A 19831-nucleotide genomic window follows, 5' to 3' on the forward strand; every position below is an offset into this window, starting at 1 on the left:
AATGAAAATGTTGAGGGCCATTGCACTTGTTTCGCTGGCGCTGGTGGTGGCCGGCTGTAGCCGCACGACGACGTTCCAGGCGCCCAGCCAGGTTGCCACGCCGCAGCCGGCGGTCCTGACGCCTGCGCCCGAGCCCGTACAGCCGACCGACTCGACGCCGATCCAGCAGGCGCGTCTCGATCCGGGCAGCTTTGACTATATCGACGGCGCCGCGCTCGGCCAGCTCAGCACCGCCCAGCGCAGCGCAGCCAACGATGCTCAGTTCTATGCGCTCCAGTTCGGCCGTCCCGGCGCCCCGCGCACCTGGTCCTCCGGCGGCGCCTCGGGGCAGGTTTCGGTGGGCCCCTATGTTCGCGTCAACAATCTCGATTGCCGCGAATTTTCCCATCGCGTGACGCTCAACGGGCAGACCTACACCCGGTCTGGCACGGCCTGCCGCGAAGTCGACGGCGCCTGGAGCGTTACGGCTTAAATCCGACCCGTACCAATACCGATATCGGGCGTCGCGATTGCGGCGCCCGATTTTTTTAAGGCGCCACAAAGATTTTTTTACCGCCTGCGTCTAGAGTCGGAGCTTCGATTCCCCGCTCCCAACTCAGCTCGAATTTTCATGCCTCTTGCCGACAAACTTCATGGCGCGAAGAGTTCACAGCGGATGCCCGCTGGTGAAGACAGCCGGATGAATGCCGCGCGGGACGCATTTCTGGCCGCACTCTCGGGCGTGCTGGTGGAACCGCCGGTGTTCCATTTCTTTTCCGGAGCGATCGAACGCGATGCGGCCAGTTCGATATGGGCCTGGATGGCGCGCGACATCGCCCAGGCCGAGGCGGCTCGGCTGGGCGATGCCATCGAAGCGGGCGCCGATCCGCTCCAGGCCTTCGATGAGGTGCTGCCGGACCTGCTCGGTCGGCTCAAGGAGAACGCAGCGGCCGAAAAAGAGGATCGCGAACTCGAACGGCGCAACTCCATGCAGATGGGCGGCGAAGAGGCGCGCAGGCGACTGCCGAGCGTCATCGTGGCCATGCGCCGTCGGCCTTTGCTGGTGCAGGCGGAGCGGTTCGGCGTGGCGGTGGGGACCATCGCCGATGAAGCGACACTGGCGGCCGCGCTTCAGTCGATCTCGATCACCAACCCCATAACTCGCGCACTGTGGATGCAGGCGATGGTCGGCCAGATGGCCAATCCGAGCCGGGCCATGGCAGCAGCGGTGGTCATCGCAGGCGGAAATTCGGAAAGCCGCATTACCAATGCCGGCTATTCACCGCTTGTCGAGGCGGTGCTCAGCCATGCCCAAGGCCAGATCGGCAAGCTGGCGGGTCAGTCCAATCTCTTTTCCGATATCGATTTCGTCTGCAGATCGATCGACCGATTTCACCGCCTTATGCGCGCGATCAACTCCACCCTGGAGATCGAGCGGCGGTCGGTATGGGGCGCGATCATTGCCGATCTCATCGGCAAGCTTTCGGAGCGGCTCGAACGGCCGATGAAGGAAATCACCATCAATGTGAGTCAGGCCCTGCGCCGGCCGCGCGACGGCAACGACCGGGTCGACGCCGATCAGGTTCTTGCCGCGCTGAACGGGCTCTATCTGCTCACGACCGTGCGGCAATCGCGGGATTCGCTAGCGGTCAATGCGTTGCTCGACCAAGCCTGGACCGAGACGGGGCAGGCGGTGGAGGTGCTGGTGACCCGCGCGCTCGATCACTACCGCGCCAATCCCGGTGACGCGGCGGCGCGCGAACGGGTTGAAGCAGGGATCAAGATGGCCGAAATCCGTTTCAATGCGGAGTATGCCGAGATTCTGCGCCGGGCCCGCGACAACGCCGAACGGCGGACCGCACCGCTATAGCGATCGATCGAAGCGGGCAGGGATGGCCTTTTGGCCGTCCCGGATATAGACCGTGCCGTCGTCGGATATGCGGCCTTCCGCCACCAATGCGCGCAGGGCGCCGGGCTCTCCCGAAAGGATGACGCCCACGGCATCGAGCGGGGAATAGTGATCGGTGTTGGCGAAGACGAGGCAGCCGGGATCGAACCGGCGCGGTTCGTCCGATACCAGCGTCTTCTGCACTTGCGCGCTTGCGAACCGGTGTTCGAGATAGGGCGGAACGCCCTCTGCGGCATGCCGGTGAGGGGGATGGGGCGCATCCGAGGGCACAAGCGCACGGGGCAGGACGCAGCGTTCGGCGCTCAGGGCGGCGGCAAAGGCGGGATTGAACTGCCCTGCCGCTATGGCGCCGGCCAATTCGAGCGGCGTGAGCGCGCCCCAGGGCGGAAGCGGCTTTCCCGAGGCCAGCGCGGCGAGGCTGCCCCAACCGCGCGTGCGGGGCGCATCAAGCACGCGCGTGGCACCGGGCGCCACAAAGGCGGGTGGCTGGTTGGACCGGACGGGTCCGGCAACGGTCAAGACCCCGTCCGGAGTTTCGAATATTGGGTCGATCTGGGGGTCGTCCGCCGGCCGGTCCAGACCGCCCAGCGCGACTTCGAGTGCGATGCGTCCATGATCGACGCACCCGGCAAGGCTGGCATAGCCCGCGGCGCTGCCGGCGAGCACGATGCGGTCGAGCGTTCCGCTGGGGGAGAGGCGCTGCGTGCCGCCGGCCCAGGCAACCTCGCCGCCGGCTTTCACCCAAAGATCAAGATCGGGCTGCCAGCCGCCTGAAACGATGAGGCGGTCGCAAACGGCAGGATCGTCAGTAATGGCACCGGTTTCAGCATCTGCCGTGACAACCGCGAGACCTCGGCCCGACGGCATGGCGCCGGCGACGGCCACGCCCCAACCGAGGCGATAGCCGTAGGCCTTGCAGAATTCGATGAAACGCGTTTGCGGATCGATACGAGGATCGGAAGTGCGCAGGATCTCCTTGCCGCTGGCCGCGCCCAGCAAAGCCATGCGGTAGCCGACATTGGTGGCAGTGTGGATGAGCGCGTTATCGCCGGGCCAGACATTGTAGCGAGCAGCCATGCGCCAGGCAAAGCTTGCTTCGACGACACCGGGGAGACGGTTGCCCGCAAAGATCGGTATACGGCCAGCAGCGCCGGTGGCGAGCACGACGGTTTCGGCGGTGATGGAGATACGCTCGGGCTGGGGGGCCGCGCCGTTTCGGATAACACGGACGGCCTCGATCCGGTGATTGCTCAAATCGAAAGCCAGGGTGCCCAGAAGCAGGGTCACCAATCCCGACGATCCGATCTTGGTGGTGAGTTCGCCGATCATATCCTCGGGCGCGGGTTCGCCATCGGCCTTGCCGAAGAACACCGACAGCCCGCCCAGGGTGGCTTCCTTTTCAACGAGGCAGACCCGTAGACCGCGTTGGGCCGCGGCAAGGGCAGCGGAAAGACCCGCCACGCCTCCGCCCACGACGGCGATGTCGGTGGTGATCGTGCGGGTAGCCGGCACATCGATCCAACTCCCCGGATCTGCCGATCCGGAGCGATAGACAAGCCCAAGAGAATCACGCCGGCGCATGAGGAGGCGCCTGAGCACGGATGCGGGCCTGTCCGGTCCTGGGCCAAGGGTTACCAGCGACGCGCCGTCTATCGCCGGGCAAAGGGCCATGGGCATGGCGAGATCGGACCGATCCTCCTGGCCCGCAGGCGCGATGGCGGGTGCGGTATGTTCATCGAGGGCGATGGGGTGCCCCGCGAAAACGCCGGCCGAGCCGACCCCGCTGGCAAGCAGCGCTGACAATACCGTGTCCCCCTCGAAACCGGCGATGGCGTAACCGTTGATCCGGAAGCGCAGAGGGCGCGACCGGTCGATCACGGGACGGGAGAATTCGGGCGGCAACTGCCCACCGAGCCGGACCGGTTTGCTCATGCTCCACCCCCAGGAAGGTGTCCGGGCACCACTTCGGCGACATCGCGGCGCGGCTGCCTGCGGTCGGTGCCATGCGCGGCTGCCCACTGGGCGTCCGTACCTGTCGCTTTTTCCGCAATGATGGTGGCAACAAGCGGCGCCAGAACGATATCGAGCGGGCCGAGGCCGGCGACGACGAACAGTCGCCCGCGTCGGGTCGGGCCCAGCACGGGAGCGCCATCATGAGTAGCGAGACGCCGGAAATGCGCGCGGGCCGCGAGGCGGGGGGCGGGATCGAACGGCAGGGCGGAGGCGATGCGCGCTATCCCCAGCGCGTCGTCGTCCCGGGCCGCCGCGCGGACGATACCATCGCCGGCCTGGGCGAAGATCGCGCCGCTATCGAGGTCCAGGCCCACCCGGTAGCGATGGTGGCGCTGGGGCGCGGTTTCGATGCCGATCCATTGCTCTATACGGGCGAAATGGGCGATTTCATCGGGTTCGAGCCAATCGATGATCGCCGCGTCATCGGCCAGGACGACCTGATCGATTGTCGTGGTTCCGAAGCTCGCACTGCCGTCGCGCTTGAGCTTGAGCGCGCCCGTCGAATTGACCAGGGCGACGTTGACCGAGGCGAGCCAGGCGGGGGCGGCGGAAAGAAGAAGCGAGAGATTGAACGCCCTGACGTCGCGCAGGGTGAGAACGGAAGCGGAGCCGGTTCTGACGGGCGGGTCGATGGGAAAGCCGAAGCCGTCGGCGGTGCGATAGATGTGGCCCAGCGCGATGGCGGCATCCGCCGAGCGGGCGCTGAGCTGCATGTCTATTCGCTCGCCGATACCCGGAGCAATTCGCATCAGCCGTCGAACGGCCGGGCGGGTGTGGGCGCGCAGCAGCGACCACGTCTGCGGACGGGCGATCGGCGCAAGCGTGAGGGAAGGGACGGCACGCAGGAGGTGTGGATTGGGGGGTGGGCCGAGGAGCACAACGGCTCGTGAGTGGTCAGCAGCCAACAGGCCTGCTAGAAGCCACGCGAATGGCGAGGCGCCGACCACGGCAATGGTTTTCGATTGCTCGGTCATAAGCGTCGGGCCGGCCTCTCAACCTGCCGCGCGGCGGATAGCGGGTGCGTCAAAAACGCGCCAATTCCCTGACTGCAATCCGCGCGGGATTGGCCTATAGAAACGGTATCTCATTGGTTTTCAAGGGTTAGCCTCACACTTGTTCTGGATTTTCGCGATATTGCTGGTTCTCGTCATCATTGGCGTGCTGATCCTCGGCCTGCGCGGCGTCGGCCGAGCCAGGGAAACGGCGGAGACGACGGACGCCTCGCACGCCTTTTTCCGCGACCAGCTCGACGGAATCGATGCCGATCTTGCTGCGGGCCGGCTGTCCGAGAGCGAGGCGACCGCCGCACGCGCCGAGTTGGCGCGCGAAGTCATCCGATATGAGAAGGAAAATCCCTCCCCGGCCAAGCTGGGTGGGGGCAGGGCCATTGTTCTTGCGGCGCTGCCTGTGGTCGCGGCGGTCAGCCTGGGGCTTTACGCATGGATCGGCCGCGCCGATCTGCCTGCGATGCCGCTCGCCAGCCGAGACTTGCCGGCGGAAGCAGAACTCGATCTCGAAGCGGCGATCGCGACCGTCGAGGCGCAGATGGTTCAGACGCCCGACGACGTGCGCGGCTGGCTGGTGCTGGCGCCGATCTATATGGAACAGGGGCGTTTTGCCGAGGCCGCCAATGCATGGCGGCGCGTGCTGGCGCTCGAACCCCCGACCGCCGATCGGCAATCGAGCCTGGCCGAAGCCCTGATCATGGACAACAACGGCGAGCCGACCGACGAGGCGCTTCAATTGCTGCGAAGCGCCGTGGCGGCCGATCCGACGCACATCCGCTCGCGCTTCTATCTCGCAGGTGTATTGACCGGAACCGGGGAATACCAGGAAGCCGTTTCGCTGTGGCAGGAATTGCTGGCGCTCGGCACAGGCGAGGAGGCCTGGATCGGCACCGCGCGAGCCGGATTGGCTACGGCCCAGGCCGGGATCGAGGGCGAAACGCTGGGCGACAGCGAGCCCGATGCGACCATGGACGTGATGATTCGCGGCATGGTGGATGGATTGGCGGCGCGGCTCTATGATGAGGGCGGCACCGCCGAGGAATGGGCGCAGCTCGTCCGCTCGCGGCTTGAGCTTGACGGCGAGGACGCGGCGCGCGAGGACCTCGAACGCGCGCTCGCCGCACTTTCGGGGCAGGACCGGGTTGCGCTCGAGGATTTCGGGCGCGAGATTGGATTGACGGAGTAGAGATGGCCTGGACACGCAAGCAAAAGCGCCTTGGCATCATAGCCGGGCTGGGCCTGGTGCTCGCGCTGGCGGCGGGATTGATCCTGACCGCGCTGCGCGACCAGATCGTGTTCTTTTATTCGCCCACCGAGATCGCCGAGGCGGGAATTGCCCCGGGCACGCCCATCAGGCTCGGCGGGCTGGTGCTCGAGGGAAGCTGGGAACAGGAAGGCGAAAGCAATACGTTCGTCGTCCATGACGGAGCCGGCCAGATGACCGCCCACTACACCGGCATCCTGCCCGACCTGTTCCGCGAAGGGCAGGGCGTGGTGGCCGAAGGCAGCTTGCAGGCTGACGGAAGCTTCCTGGCCACCAACGTGCTGGCCAAGCACGACGAAAACTACATGCCCCGCGAAGTGGCGGATTCCCTGCAGGAGCAGGGCGTCTGGCAGGGCGAGGAAGGATAATCGGCCATGACCATCGAGCTGGGACATTTCGCGCTTATTCTCGCTTTCGTTCTCGCCATCGCGCAGGCCGGCATCGGCTTTGCGTTCTGGCGCGGAAGCGAGCTGGTCCAGCGTTTCGTGTCCCAGGCGGCGGTGCTGCAGTTCGCGCTGGTGGGACTGGCCTTTGCCGCGCTCGTCCAGGCCTTCGCGGTTTCCGATTTTTCGCTGGAGCTTGCGGTGGCCCATTCCCACTCGCTCCAGCCGATGCTCTACAAGATCACCAGCGTCTGGGGTAACCACGAAGGCTCGATGCTGCTTTTCGTGCTGATCCTGGTGCTGTTCGGCGCCGCGGTGGCCGCTTTCGGGCGCAATCTGCCGGGCGATCTCAAGACGCTGGTGCTGGCCAATCAGGGCCTGATGGTGGCCGCGTTTTCGGGGTTCGTGCTCTTCACCTCCAATCCCTTCTGGCGTGTCGATCCCGCGCCGATTGATGGGACCGAGCTCAATCCGGTGCTGCAGGATATCGGGCTCGCGATCCATCCGCCGCTGCTCTATCTCGGCTATGTCGGCTTTTCGATCTGCTTTTCCTTTGCCGTTGCCGCACTGGTTTCCGGCCGGATCGATGCGGCATGGGCGCGCTGGGTGCGGCCCTGGACGCTGGCGAGCTGGGCGTTCCTGACCCTTGGCATCGCCATGGGCTCGTACTGGGCCTATTACGAGCTGGGCTGGGGCGGCTGGTGGTTCTGGGATCCGGTGGAAAACGCCAGCTTCATGCCCTGGCTGTCGGGCACCGCGCTGCTCCATTCGGCCATCGTCATGGAAAAGCGCAGCGCGCTCAAAATCTGGACGATCTTTCTAGCGATCATCACCTTTTCGCTCAGCCTGCTCGGCACGTTCCTCGTGCGCTCGGGCATTCTGACATCGGTGCATTCCTTTGCGTCCGACCCGACCCGCGGCATGGTGATCCTGACCATGCTGGGCCTGTTCATCGGCGGCGCGTTTGCCCTCTTTGCGCTGCGTGCTTCGGCCTTGAGGCATGGCGGATTGTTCGCGCCGATCAGCCGCGAAGGCGCTCTCATCCTCAACAATCTGTTCCTTTCGGCGGCAACGGCCGGCGTGCTGATCGGCACGCTCTATCCGCTGGTTCTCGAGTCGCTGACCGGCCAGCGCATCACTGTGGGCGCGCCGTTCTTCGACCTGACGTTCGGGGCCCTCATGGTGCCGCTGCTGTTGTTGATACCGTTCGGGCCGTTCCTGGCCTGGAAGCGCGGCGACCTCGTCGCCGTCGGTCAGAGACTGATGGCGGCGATCATCGTGACCGTCGTGCTGACCCTGCTGGTCTTCGGGTTCATGGGCTTCCCGGTCAGCCTGGCGCCTATCGGGCTCGGCATCGGCATCTGGGTGATGGTGGGTGCGATCGCCGAACTGGCCGATCGTGCCGCGATTGGCCGCGTCAAACTCGGCCAGAGCTGGGCGCGGCTCAAGGGACTGCCCCGGACCGCGTGGTCGACGGCGATCGCCCATTTCGGCGTCGGCGTGTCTGTCATCGGCATTGTATGCGCAACGGCGTTCCAGACCGAGATCGTAACTTCCATGCGTCCCGGCGAAGCCATGGAAATTGCCGGTTACACCGTAACCTATGAGGGCGAGGCCCAGGTGAGCGGCCCCAACTTCACTGCCGAGCAGGGCAGCTTCACCATCACCTCGCCCTGGGGTGGGGAACGCGCGCTGACGTCGGAACGCCGGGTCTATGCGGTGAGCGGCACGCCGACCACCGAGGCGGGTATCCGGACCTACGGCTTTAGCCAGATGTATGTGCAGTTCGGCGAGCGGTTCGGCGCGGATGGGCGCGCGGTGCGCCTCTGGCACAAGCCCTATGTGCTGCTCATCTGGCTGGGCGCGGTCATCATGGCCGGGGCCGGCTTCCTTTCCCTCAGCGATCGCCGCATGCGGATCGGCGCGCCGGCTGGGGCCAGGAAACGGGCAGCGGAGGCGGCGGAATGAAGCGTCTCGTTGCGGGATTGCTGATGCTTGCGGCGCTCCTTGCGCCCATGGCGGCCGGGGCGGTGCAGCCCGACGAGGTTCTGAGCGATCCGGTGCTCGAAGAACGGGCGCGTTCCATCTCGGGAAACCTGAGATGCCTCGTCTGCCAGAACCAGTCGATCGACGATTCCGATGCCGAGCTGGCGCGTGACCTGCGGGTGCTGGTTCGCGAGCGGCTGGTGGCTGGGGATACCGACACCGAAGTCTATGATTTCGTGGTGGCGCGCTATGGCGAGTTCGTGCTGCTCAGCCCGGTCTTTGCCGGCCATACGATCATTCTCTGGGTCGCCACTCCCATTCTTCTGATCGGTGGATTGATCGCGCTGGTCATTTGGGCGGTGCGCCGCCGAAAGCCCGTGCCTGCGCCTGAGGGGCTGTCTGCCGAAGAGGCCAGGGCGCTCGAGAAGCTTCGCAAGAGCTGAGCGGTCCTCATGCGATGGGGCCAACCGGCGGGGCAGTGCGCCTGCCGCCAACGGCTTTTTCAAAGCCACACTTCCGCCCGCTCCATTACGAAGTTTTAATGTAGGCGCAACTGCGCGGAAAGACGCGACTTACTACATACACCGCAACACCAAACCCAAGGTGTGTATGAGAGAGGACTTTTCCATGGCCAAAATGCTTTCTACACCGACCCGCAAGCTGGTCGCCGCCTCCGCGCTGGCGATGGTTGCGGCTGCCGGTACGCTCGGTGCCGGTTTCGTGAACACGCAACCCGCCCAGGCTCAGCAGGTGGGCACCGAGGTGGGCAACCCGCCGATGACCGGCTTTGCAGACCTCGTTGAATCGGTTTCGCCGGCTGTCGTCTCGGTCCAGGTGAGCGTCGAAGCGCCCATGCAGCAGATCCAGGGCGGGCCGAACTTCCAGTTCGAATTCCCCGATCTTCCCGAAGACCACCCCCTGCGCCGCTTCTTCGATCAGTTCGAGGAACCGTTCAACGGGCCCAACGACCGTCCCAACCGTCCGCGCGAATTCATGCAGGCGATGGGTTCGGGCTTCATCATTTCGCCCGACGGTTACATCGTGACCAACAATCACGTCGTCCAGGACGCCACCGAAGTGTCGGTGCTGCTTGAGGACGATACCGAACTGGCCGCCGACGTGGTGGGCACCGATCCGCGCACTGATCTGGCTCTGCTCAAGATTCATGAAGAGCGGGACGATCTGCCCTTCGTGGAATTTGCGACCGATGAAGCCCGCGTGGGCGACTGGGTCGTTGCCGTGGGCAACCCGTTCGGTCTCGGCGGCACCGTGACCGCCGGTATCGTCTCGGCCCGTGGCCGCGACATCAACGCCTCCTACTATGACGACTTCCTCCAGATCGACGCGGCGGTCAACCGCGGCAATTCGGGCGGCCCCTCGTTCAATACCGAGGGCAAGGTCGTCGGCGTCAACACCGCCATCTTCTCGCCCTCGGGCGGCAATGTGGGTATCGCGTTCGCCATTCCCGCCCAGCTCGCCCAGAGCGTGATCTCCCAGCTCCAGGAGAATGGCTTTGTGACCCGCGGCTTCCTTGGCGTCTCGCTGCAGGATCTCAATGAGGATCTTGCCGACGCGCTCGGGCTCGCCAACACCAATGGCGCACTGGTCACCGAGCCGATCGAAGGGGCCCCGGCCGCTGATGCCGGCATCGAATCGGGCGACGTGATCGTCTCGGTCGATGGCGAGGGCGTTGAAAATGCGCGTGAGCTTTCGCGCGTCATCTCCCAGCGTTCGCCCGAATCCGATGTGGTGCTCGGCGTGATCCGCGGTGGCGAGGAACTCGACATCACCGTTACCCTGGACCGTCTCGAGGAAGAGGAAGCCGCGCCCGAAACTCCCGCCGAGGAGGAGCAGGCCGATCCTGAGGCGACCAACTCCTATATCGGTGTTGCCGTTGCTCCCAATCCCGATGGGGAAGGCGTGGTGATCGAGGACGTCGATCCGCAGGGCCCGGCCGCCGCGCGCGGCGTCATGCCCGGCGATGTGATCGAACAGGCCAATGGCGGTGCCATTTCCCAGCCTGAAGACCTCGTTGCCGCTCTCGATGCGGCGCGCGAGGAGGGCAAATCGGCGATCTCGCTGCGCATCTCCCGCGATGGCGTCGCACGCTTTGTGGGCATCCCGCTCGAGGCCGAAGTACAAGAGCAAGAATAATAACGATCGGGGCCGGGCTACGCTCGGCCCCGATGCTGTTCCTGTTCGCTTGCCGGTGAGGGTGTATCGCCTCGCCGGCGGCTTGGGGCATCGGGGGCAATCCATGAAAATCCTGGTCATCGAAGACGATCGCGAAGCAGCGTCCTATCTCATTCAGGCGCTCGATGAATGCGGCCATATCGCCCATCACGCGAGCGATGGTGAGACCGGCTTCGCCATGGCCTCAGGCATGGAATACGATGTCCTGATCGTTGATCGCATGCTGCCGCGCCGCGATGGCCTGTCGATCATCGAATCCCTGCGCGCCGAAGGCGACCAGACGCCGGCGCTGATCCTTTCTGCGCTCGGCGAAGTCGACGACCGCGTGACCGGATTGCGCGCTGGCGGCGATGACTATCTGGTCAAGCCCTATGCCTTCTCCGAACTTCTCGCGCGGATCGAAGTCATGGCGCGCCGTTCGGCCCCGAGCGAGGCGGCGACGTCCTATCAGGTGGGCGATCTCGTGCTCGACAGGCTTTCGCGCAAGGTCGAGCGGGGCGGCGAGCAGATCGTGCTGCAGCCGCGAGAGTTCCGCCTTCTCGAATATCTGATGAAAAATGCGGGGCGGGTCGTCACCCGTACCATGCTGCTCGAAAACGTCTGGGACTATCATTTCGACCCCCAGACCAATGTGATCGACGTGCACATGTCGCGGCTGCGCGCCAAGGTGGACAAAGGCCATGAGCGCCAATTACTGCAGACTGTGCGCGGCGCGGGATATGTGATCCGTGAGTGACGCGCCACAGCGCTCGTTTCGCCTTCGCAACCTGTGGCGGACGACCACGGTTCGCCTCACGGCGATGTTCATCGCCATCTTCGTGGGCTTTGCCATCGTTCTTCTGGCGCTGATCGCCTATCAGAGCACCATCCAGCTTCAGCGCGAGCAGTTCCGCAGCGTCGAGCGCGAGATCGCGCAGATCCGCTTGCTGTCGCGGCAGTCCGGTATCCGCGCCGTTGCCTTTGCGGTGCAGCGGCTGGCCGACCGGCCGGGGCCGGGCATCTACTATCTGGGCGACCCTACCGGCGTCATGATCGCCGGCAACGTCACCGATTTTCCTCCGGCGGTTCTCGCCGAACCGGGACGGTTCGAGCTTGCCTATGAGCGCGGCCGCGAGATTTATGGCGGCCCGGAAGAGCAGGTGCCGACGCAAGGGACGGCGATTGTCGAATCGCTGGAGCTTCCCAATGGCCTGCGCCTGGTGATCGGCCGCGATGTGGGGGAGCGGCGGGGCTTTAACGCCATCATCCTGCGCACTTTCTTTGCCGGCACGCTGGGCATCATTCTGCTGTCGGTGCTGGCGGGCGGCTTTACGGTCCGCTACGTGCTGCGGCGCATCGACGGCATAACGGGCACCTCAAACAAGATCATCTCGGGCAATCTATCCGAGCGCGTTCCTGTGACCGGCCGCAATGACGAGTTCGACGCGGTTGCGACGAGCCTTAATGCCATGCTCGACAGGATCGAGCGGCTGATGATTGGGCTCAAGGAAGTAAGCGACAACGTTGCTCACGACCTCAAGACGCCGCTCACGCGCCTCCGCAACAAAGCGGAAGCGGCCCTGCGCGAGAACGCCGATCCGGCTGCCCAGCGGGCCGCGCTGGAAACGACCATCGCCGAATCCGATCAGCTCATCCGCACGTTCAACGCCCTGCTATTGATCGCGCGGGCCGAGGCGGGGACGTCGACCGGAGCATTTTCCAATATCGACATCAGCGAGGCCGCCGCCGACGTCGCCGAGCTTTATACGCCCGTCGCCGAAGACGCCGGTATCAGCCTGCAGACACGAATCGAGCCGGGAATCCGCATGCAGGCAAATCGCGAACTGATCGGGCAAGCCCTTGTGAATCTTGTCGAAAACGCCATAAAGTACGGCAAGAACGCCGAGGACGGGGGCAGCATCACGCTGGCCGCGAAGCGCGAAACCGGGAGGATCGTCATTGAAGTCGCCGACACGGGCCCCGGCATACCGGAAAGCGAGCGCCAGCGCGTTTTCGAACGCTTCGCGCGACTGGAGGCCAGCCGTACGGAAGCGGGTGCCGGGCTGGGGCTTGCGCTCGTTTCTGCAGTCGTGCGCCTCCACGGTGGCACTGTCCGGTTCGAAAACAATGAGCCGGGTGCAAAAGCGGTCATCACTTTTCCTCTCTAGCGGGACGGCGAGACTATGACGGCACTTGGCCAAAAACTGCGCCCGCTGCCAGGCGGTGCCGACGAACGCGGCTGCGCCGACGTGCTCGCTGCCCTAAACGATCCGAAGGACCGTGCCGCCGTTGAAGCGGCGGCATCGACACTCGCTCCGATCTTTGTGACAGCCCCATACCTGCGTGACCTGGCGGTACGGCACGCGCAATGGTTCGCTGGCGCGCTGCGGCGGGAGCCCGAAGAAAGCTTCGTGGCGCTGATCGAAGACATGCGCGGCGCCGGTCGATCAACCGACGAGGCGGAGCTGGTACGGCGCCTGCGGATAGGTAAGGGCAGGGGGGCGCTCCTGTCTGCGGTGGCCGAGATTGGTGGCGTATGGTCGGCCCGCGAGACGACACGCTGCATGTCCGACCTCGCCGATGCCGCGCTTGAGGCAGCCATCGACTTCCTGATGGCTGAATCGGCGCGGGATGGGAGGTTGGCGCTGCCGCCCGAGAAAGCCGATGCCGCCCATTCCGGCCTCGCCATCTTCGCGCTCGGCAAGCATGGCGGGCAGGAACTCAACTATTCCTCCGATATCGATATCGTCGCCTTCTATGATCCGCATCAGGGGGTGCTGCCGTCCGATGCGGATCACAACAAGTTCTATGTTCGCATCGTTCGCCGGCTGGTAGCGATCATGCAGGACCGGACGGCGGACGGATATGTCTTCCGCACCGATGTGCGCCTGCGCCCCGATCCGGGATCGACGCCGGTGGCGATCTCGGTCGATGCGGCGCTGGGCTATTATGAATCGCGGGGACAGAACTGGGAGCGCGCTGCCTGGATCAAGGCGCGGCCATGCGCCGGAGATCTGGCGCTCGGCAACAGGTTCCTTAAGGAGCTTGTCCCGTTCATCTGGCGCAAGCATCTCGATTTCGCGATGATCGCCGACATCCAGGCGATGAAGCGCCAGATCAATATTCACCGCAAGGTCGGCGCCGAGCGCGTGCTGGGGCACAACGTCAAGCTCGGGCGCGGCGGTATCCGCGAGATCGAATTTTTCGTCCAGACCCAGCAATTGATCGCCGGCGGCCGCGACCCCGATCTGCGCGTGCGGCCCACGGTCGAGGCCCTGGCGGCGCTGGTCGCCGGCAAATGGATCGGGGAGGACACCGCGCAGGATCTCGAGCAGACCTACTGGTTCCTGCGCGCGGTGGAAAACCGCCTGCAGATGCTGCGCGATGAGCAGACCCACGTGATGCCGGAAACCGAGGACGGTGTCGCCGAGATCGCCCTGCTGATGGGCTATGAAACGCGTGAGCAGTTTGAAACCGATTATCGGACCGCATTGTCGCGCGTTTCGGATTATTACGCCGAGTTATTTTCGGAAGGCGAGAGCCTTTCGGGCGAATTGGGCAATCTCGTCTTCACCGGCAGCGACGATGATCCCGATACGCTGGAAACTCTGGCTGGCCTGGGATTTTCCAGCCCTGCCGCTGTGTCGGCAACCATCCGCAAATGGCACTATGGCGGCTATGCCGCCACGCGTGCCGCCAAGGCGCGCGAGCATCTGACCGAACTCATTCCGGGGCTTCTCAAGACCTTTGCCGAGAGCGGCAATGCCGATGTGGCTTTCTCTCGCTTTAACGATTTCCTGACGCGCCTTCCGGCGGGCGTCCAGATGTTCGCGCTGCTGCGCAATCACGCCTATCTGCGCCAGCTTTTGCTCGATTTCATGTCCTCCGCCCCTCGGTTGGCCGAAGCGGTGATCCATCGCGCCCATGTGGTGGATGGGCTGATCGATCCATCCTTTGTCGGCTATATCGCGACTTCGGAGTCGCTGGTCGCCAGCGTCGATGCGTTCCTTGCCGAGGCCCGCAGCTTCGAGGATCTGATCGACAGGGCCCGCATCATCGGTCAGGAGCAGAAATTCCTGATCGCGGCAGGTCTGGTGGGCGGCGCGCTGTCGGCTGAACAGGCCGGGCGGCAGTTCACGGCTTTGGCCGAAACGCTGCTTGCGCGCCTCTTTGCGGCCGTCCGGGAGAATTTCGCCGAACGTCACGGCGCGGTGCCCGGCGCCCGCGTTGGCCTGTTGGCTTTCGGCAAAATGGCCAGCCGGGAAATGACGCTGACATCCGACCTCGACTTTATTCTGCTCTATGACGTGCCCGAGGGAAGCGCGGGCTCGGATGGCGAACGGGCGCTGGACGTTTCGACATATTTCACGCGCCTGACCCAGCGCCTGATCGCCGCCATTTCGGCACCCACTGCCGAGGGCGTGCTTTACGAGGCGGATATGCGCCTGCGCCCCTCGGGCAATGCCGGACCCTTGGCGACCAGCCTCAGGCGCTTCCGCGCCTATCAGCGCGACGAGGCATGGACCTGGGAGCATTTGGCGCTGACCCGGGCTCGGCTTTTCATCGGTGACAAGGATCTACCTCAGACCGTCGAGGGCGAGATTGCAGAAATCATGGCCTTGCCGCGCGATCGGGCAAAGATCGTCGGCGACGTTCTGGATATGCGCGCCCTCATGGCCAAGGAGCGCCCGCCGCGGCATCCCTTCGATCTCAAGCTCCACCAAGGTGGGTTGGTCGATCTCGAATTCATTGCCCAGACCGCTCAGCTTCTCGAAGGTGAAGCGCTTGGTATTCCCCAAGCTCCACCGGTCCGCGTGCTGCTGCAGCTAAGCGAAACGGGAATTTTGGCCAAAGGCGAGCGGCTGGCCGAAATCCACACGACCTACAGCAACATCCTGCAATTGATGAGCGCCTGCCTCATCGATCCGCTCAAGGATGAGGGATGGACGCCCGCGTTTCGGGAATTGGTGGCGCGGCGAACCAATTATCCGGACTTCTCGCGCCTTGAGGCCGACATAGCCGCGATGCGGGACGAAGTGAGCGCGGCTGCGGCGCAGTTCTATGCTCAAATGAAGGGCTAGGCCGCAGCCCGGTCGGGCATGATGGCAACAGGAGCTTGCGGGATTTCCCCGCCCCGCGCCAAGGGGAGCGATATGGCCACAGTGGTGCCGATCCCTTCGAGTGAATCGATGGCCAGCCTTCCGCCGCTGTGTTCGGCAATGGCGCGGGCAATGGCGATCCCCAGGCCGATGCCTGCATGCTGGCGGGCGAACGCAGCGTCCGAGAGGGCGAAGGGCTGGGAGAGCCGCGACATCTGCTCCTCGGTCATTCCCGTGCCGGTGTCGGTGACCTCGAGCACGACCCCGTCGCCGGCCGGCCAGGCGGCTACCCGGATGAGCCCGCCCTGGGGCGTGAAGCGCAAGGCGTTGTCGATGAGGTTGGCCAGCATGCGATCGAGATAGTGTCGATCCGCCGAAAGCCAGCCGCGCGCCTCGCCAGCGATTTCAAGCCTCACGCCGGCTCGCGCCGCGCGGCTTTCAAACCGCGCCGAGCACCCGGAAAGCAGGTCTCTTAGCGATACGGGCTCGCGCTTTAACGCTTTGCGGCCACCTTCGAGCTCGGCGTATTCGAGGATCTCGGCAAACGAAGACAGCAGCTTTTCGCCGGCGCGCTTGATGTCGGCAACGTAGGATTTGTATTTGGGATCGCCCAGCGGGCCGAAGGTCTCGAGCCGGATCATGTCGGCGAAACCGATGATGTGATTGAGCGGGGTACGAATGTCGTGGGAGAGATGGGCCAGAAAGCTGGTTTTGGCACGGCTCGATGCTTCCGCCCTTATCTTTTCTTCATGGTAGCGCCGGGCGAGGCTCTTTTGCTCCTCGCGGATGGCGCTGAGCATGCGATCGGCGGCCTTGCGTTCGGTGATGTCGGTCACGATGGTCACGAACCCCCCCGAGGGGCAGGGGCGTTCGTCCAGCATGATTACGGTTCCGTCGCTGCGCTCGACTTCGACGACACGCTGGCGCGCCACATCAAGAACCGGCCGTGCGGAAATCTTGCCTGAGATGGTTCGGCTGACGGCGGAGTAGGGCGTGCCTGGTGTCGTGCAGATCGATTGCAGCCGTAGCAGGCGGCCAAAGGCGGGGTTGGCGCAAACCAGGCGCCCATCCTCGCGCCAATGCGCAAGACCGTAGGGTACGGCCTCGATCGCCGGGAGCATGAGGCGGTTCAGGTTGTTGACCGATCCAGCGTTTCGGCCTCGATCGCGGAACAGAAGGAAAAGCCCCGTCAACAGTGCGGCGATGATCCAGCCATGGCTCAGGATCAGATTGTCGAGGATCTTGCCTTTCGGAACGAAGACGGAGATCCGCCCTGCGCCGTCGGCTAAAGGCGCGGCGGCATGGATGTAGTCTGCGAGGCTGAAGGGATCGCTCCCCGGCGCAGTGCTGAACACGACCGTACCCAGGCTGTCGCTGACGGCCAGATGGGCGTCGCTGGCCAGTGCGGGTGGAATGGCGATGGTGTCTTGCGGCAAGGCGTCAAGCTGCTCGGGACTGATCTGCGTTGCCGCAAGCGTGGCTATAAGTGCCGCTCGGTCCCTTAAATCCGCCTCGGTGCGCACCATGTCGAAAGCGAGGAACGATGCAGCCGATGCTATGGTGACGACGAGTGCGGCAAGAGTGGGCAATGAGAGTTCGGGCAGTGCCAAAATCCGACGGGTGGCACCTGATGGCTGTGCCTCGAATCCCTTTCCGCTGACGCCGGATGTCTCCGCCGATCCCATGCTTGAACCAGCCGGTTTTCGCGGCTGCCCCCACCGATTGAGTGATGCTAAGACTTTGAATCAACACATTGACTCTTGTCCATAGGCATTTTTTGCCGCCTGCCGCTTGCCTGGAAATTGTAGAGTCGGCAGAGTCACTTAGCGCCTGTGAAAAATATTTCCACTTTGTTAACGGTGCCACTGCGCGGCGGTCCTCGGGCGGCTTCTGTCATGCCAGTGCCATGCGACTCGCGCTCGAAGGTGGTAATCTGATTGGCTCGCGAAGCGCTCTCCCGGTGTCGGGGGCGGCTGCGATGGGCCGTCCTTGTCTCCGGCATGGGCTTGACGATCGCCACCGGCGAATTTATCAAGTTCAGGCTTGCTAAATTATTTGACCCATTTCCGTCTGCGCATGTGGGAAGGCGTCGACGGTAATGCCGCTTCTCTTCCCTCGGGTAATTCCGATGTTCCGCTGGTTCGAAAATCTTCTCAACCCGTATCCGCCACAGCCGCCCGCGCAGCCGCCGAAATCCATCGTCGCGTTCTGTCTGCGCTACATGCAGGGCGTCAAACTTCCGCTCGCCATCATGGCGGTGCTCACGACCCTGGTTGCCCTGGGCGAGATCGCGTTGTTCGGCTTTCTCGGCAGCGTCATCGATTGGCTGTCGGGAGCGAACAAGGAGACCTTCCTTACCGATGAGGGGCCGACGCTGCTGTGGATGAGCCTGTTCGTGCTTGTCGTACTGCCGGTGCTTGGACTGCTTTCCAATCTCATCATCCATCAGACGCTGTTGGGCAATTTCCCGCAGCGTATCCGCTGGATGGCGCACCGGTACCTGATCCGCCAGTCGATGAGCTACTTCCAGGACGAGTTCGCCGGCCGGATCGCCACCAAGGTGATGCAGACGGCATTGGCCGTGCGTGAAACGGTGATGAAGCTGCTCGACGTGCTCAACTACGTCGTCGTGTACTTCATCGGCGCGGTGGTGCTCGCGGCGATGAACAACATTTGGTTGGCGCTTCCGTTTGTCGTCTGGATCGTCGCCTATGGCGGGCTCATCTATTACTACGTGCCTAAACTGGGGCGCATTTCCGAGCGCCAGGCCGACGCGCGCTCGATGATGACGGGCCGCATCGTTGACAGCTACACCAATATCGCGACCGTCAAGCTGTTCTCCCATTCGAGCCGGGAGGAGAGTTATGCCCATGAGGCGATGGATGAGTTCCTCCAGACCGTCCACGCCCAGATGCGTTACGTCACCATCCTCAACCAGGCGATCACCGTGCTCAACGCGTTGCTGTTGTTCGCGGTGGGCTTCGTCGGTATCCAGCTCTGGCTCAGCGACACGGTGACCGCAGGCGCGGTCGCAGCTGCGGCCGCCATCGTCATGCGCTTTCAGGGCATGAGCCAGTGGATCATGTGGGAAATGTCGGCGCTGTTCGAAAACATCGGCACGGTGCGCGATGGCATCAATTCGCTCTCGCTCCCGGCCATGGTCGCCGATGAACCCGACGCGCCGCGGCTCGAACGGGTCAAGGGCGAGATCGCCTTCAAGGATGTCGCCTTCAACTACGGCAAAAAGGGCGATGACGGGTCCACCAAGGTGATTGAAGGGCTGAATCTGCACATTCGCCCGGGCGAGAAGATCGGCCTTGTCGGACGGTCGGGTGCGGGCAAGTCGACCGTCGTCAACCTGCTGCTGCGCTTTTATGACCGTCAGAGCGGGCATGTGTTCATCGACGGCACGGACGTTGCGTCGGTGGCCCAGGATTCGCTACGTGCCAATATCGGAGTTGTGACCCAGGATACTTCGCTGCTGCATCGTTCCGTGCGCGACAACATCAAATATGGCCGGCCGGATGCGACCGACGAGGAGATGTATGCGGCGGCTCGGCAAGCCGAGGCCCATGATTTCATCCTCGGCCTCGTCGATGCCAAGGGCCGCACCGGTTATGACGCTCACGTGGGTGAGCGCGGCGTCAAGCTTTCCGGCGGGCAGCGGCAACGCATTGCGATCGCGCGCGTTCTGCTCAAGGATGCTCCGATCCTGGTGCTGGACGAGGCAACGTCGGCGCTCGATTCCGAGGTTGAAGCCGCCATCCAGAGCCAGCTCGACATGCTCATGGAAGGCAAGACGGTGATCGCCATCGCTCACCGGCTTTCGACCATCGCGGCGATGGACCGGCTGATCATCCTCGAGGAAGGCAGGGTGGTCGAGCAGGGCACGCATGCCGAACTGGTGGCTGCCGGCGGCACATATGCCCGCTTGTGGGCGCGGCAATCGGGTGGTTTCATCGATGCCGAGGCCGAAGAGGTTGCTGCACAATGAGCGTGGCGGGCAGGCTTAAAGATAT

Annotated in this window: 14 protein-coding genes; 11 read left to right on the forward strand and 3 right to left on the reverse strand. The window is 64.1% G+C overall.

Annotation, left to right across the window (positions count from 1 at the left end; translation table 11 throughout):
- The first annotated feature begins 1 nt into the window (after position 1).
- Positions 2 to 472 (forward strand): hypothetical protein, encoded by a 471-nt coding sequence (locus tag NO932_RS05580; RefSeq protein WP_309210110.1) that lies wholly within the window; start codon positions 2 to 4, stop codon positions 470 to 472.
- Between the two features lie 183 nt (positions 473 to 655).
- Positions 656 to 1849 (forward strand): hypothetical protein, encoded by a 1194-nt coding sequence (locus NO932_RS05585; protein WP_309210111.1) that lies wholly within the window; start codon positions 656 to 658, stop codon positions 1847 to 1849.
- On the opposite strand, the gene NO932_RS05590 is transcribed toward NO932_RS05585, so the two are convergent.
- Both NO932_RS05590 and NO932_RS05595 read right to left on the reverse strand, forming a co-directional pair.
- Entirely contained in the window at positions 1844 to 3820 is a 1977-nt protein-coding gene (locus tag NO932_RS05590) for an FAD-dependent oxidoreductase (RefSeq protein WP_309210112.1), read from the reverse strand. The genes NO932_RS05585 and NO932_RS05590 overlap by 6 nt on opposite strands.
- Positions 3817 to 4875 (reverse strand): hypothetical protein, encoded by a 1059-nt coding sequence (locus NO932_RS05595; protein WP_309210113.1) that lies wholly within the window; start codon positions 4873 to 4875, stop codon positions 3817 to 3819. Before NO932_RS05595 ends, NO932_RS05590 begins: the two co-directional genes overlap by 4 nt.
- A gap of 139 nt (positions 4876 to 5014) precedes the next feature.
- Here NO932_RS05595 and ccmI point away from each other — a divergent pair, with 139 nt between their 5' ends.
- From ccmI to NO932_RS05635, 8 genes are all read left to right on the forward strand, one after another.
- Positions 5015 to 6094 carry a c-type cytochrome biogenesis protein CcmI gene (gene ccmI / locus NO932_RS05600; RefSeq protein WP_309210114.1) on the forward strand — a complete coding sequence of 360 codons (1080 nt, stop codon included), beginning with the start codon at positions 5015 to 5017 and terminating at the stop codon, positions 6092 to 6094.
- 2 nt (positions 6095 to 6096) lie between these two features.
- Positions 6097 to 6540 (forward strand): cytochrome c maturation protein CcmE, encoded by a 444-nt coding sequence (gene ccmE, locus NO932_RS05605; protein WP_309210115.1) that lies wholly within the window; start codon positions 6097 to 6099, stop codon positions 6538 to 6540.
- Positions 6541 to 6546: 6 nt separating this feature from the next.
- Positions 6547 to 8523: a heme lyase CcmF/NrfE family subunit gene (locus tag NO932_RS05610; RefSeq protein WP_309210116.1), complete on the forward strand. Its 1977-nt coding sequence runs from the start codon at positions 6547 to 6549 to the stop codon at positions 8521 to 8523.
- On the forward strand, positions 8520 to 8984 hold the full coding sequence (locus NO932_RS05615) for a cytochrome c-type biogenesis protein CcmH (protein WP_309210117.1): 465 nt from the start codon (positions 8520 to 8522) through the stop codon (positions 8982 to 8984). Before NO932_RS05610 ends, NO932_RS05615 begins: the two co-directional genes overlap by 4 nt.
- Before the next feature lie 184 nt (positions 8985 to 9168).
- Positions 9169 to 10695 (forward strand): Do family serine endopeptidase, encoded by a 1527-nt coding sequence (locus NO932_RS05620; protein WP_309210118.1) that lies wholly within the window; start codon positions 9169 to 9171, stop codon positions 10693 to 10695.
- Positions 10696 to 10798: 103 nt separating this feature from the next.
- A complete protein-coding gene (locus tag NO932_RS05625; RefSeq protein ID WP_309162055.1) occupies positions 10799 to 11470 on the forward strand; it encodes a response regulator transcription factor in 672 nt (223 codons plus the stop codon).
- Positions 11463 to 12881, forward strand: a complete 1419-nt coding sequence (locus NO932_RS05630; protein WP_309210119.1) for an ATP-binding protein — start codon at positions 11463 to 11465, stop codon at positions 12879 to 12881. The genes NO932_RS05625 and NO932_RS05630 overlap by 8 nt, the downstream gene beginning before the upstream one ends.
- Positions 12882 to 12896: 15 nt before the next feature.
- Positions 12897 to 15794, forward strand: coding sequence for a bifunctional [glutamine synthetase] adenylyltransferase/[glutamine synthetase]-adenylyl-L-tyrosine phosphorylase (locus tag NO932_RS05635; RefSeq protein WP_309210120.1), 2898 nt, complete (start codon positions 12897 to 12899; stop codon positions 15792 to 15794).
- Here NO932_RS05635 and NO932_RS05640 read toward each other — a convergent pair.
- Complete coding sequence (locus tag NO932_RS05640; RefSeq protein ID WP_309210121.1) at positions 15791 to 17401, reverse strand: ATP-binding protein; 1611 nt, start codon at positions 17399 to 17401, stop codon at positions 15791 to 15793. The genes NO932_RS05635 and NO932_RS05640 overlap by 4 nt on opposite strands.
- A gap of 539 nt (positions 17402 to 17940) precedes the next feature.
- Here NO932_RS05640 and NO932_RS05645 point away from each other — a divergent pair.
- On the forward strand, positions 17941 to 19806 hold the full coding sequence (locus NO932_RS05645) for an ABC transporter ATP-binding protein (protein ID WP_309210989.1): 1866 nt from the start codon (positions 17941 to 17943) through the stop codon (positions 19804 to 19806).
- Positions 19807 to 19831: the final 25 nt, after the last annotated feature.

Source organism: Pelagibacterium sp. 26DY04 (genome assembly GCF_031202305.1).
In the GTDB taxonomy this organism is placed as follows: domain Bacteria; phylum Pseudomonadota; class Alphaproteobacteria; order Rhizobiales; family Devosiaceae; genus Pelagibacterium.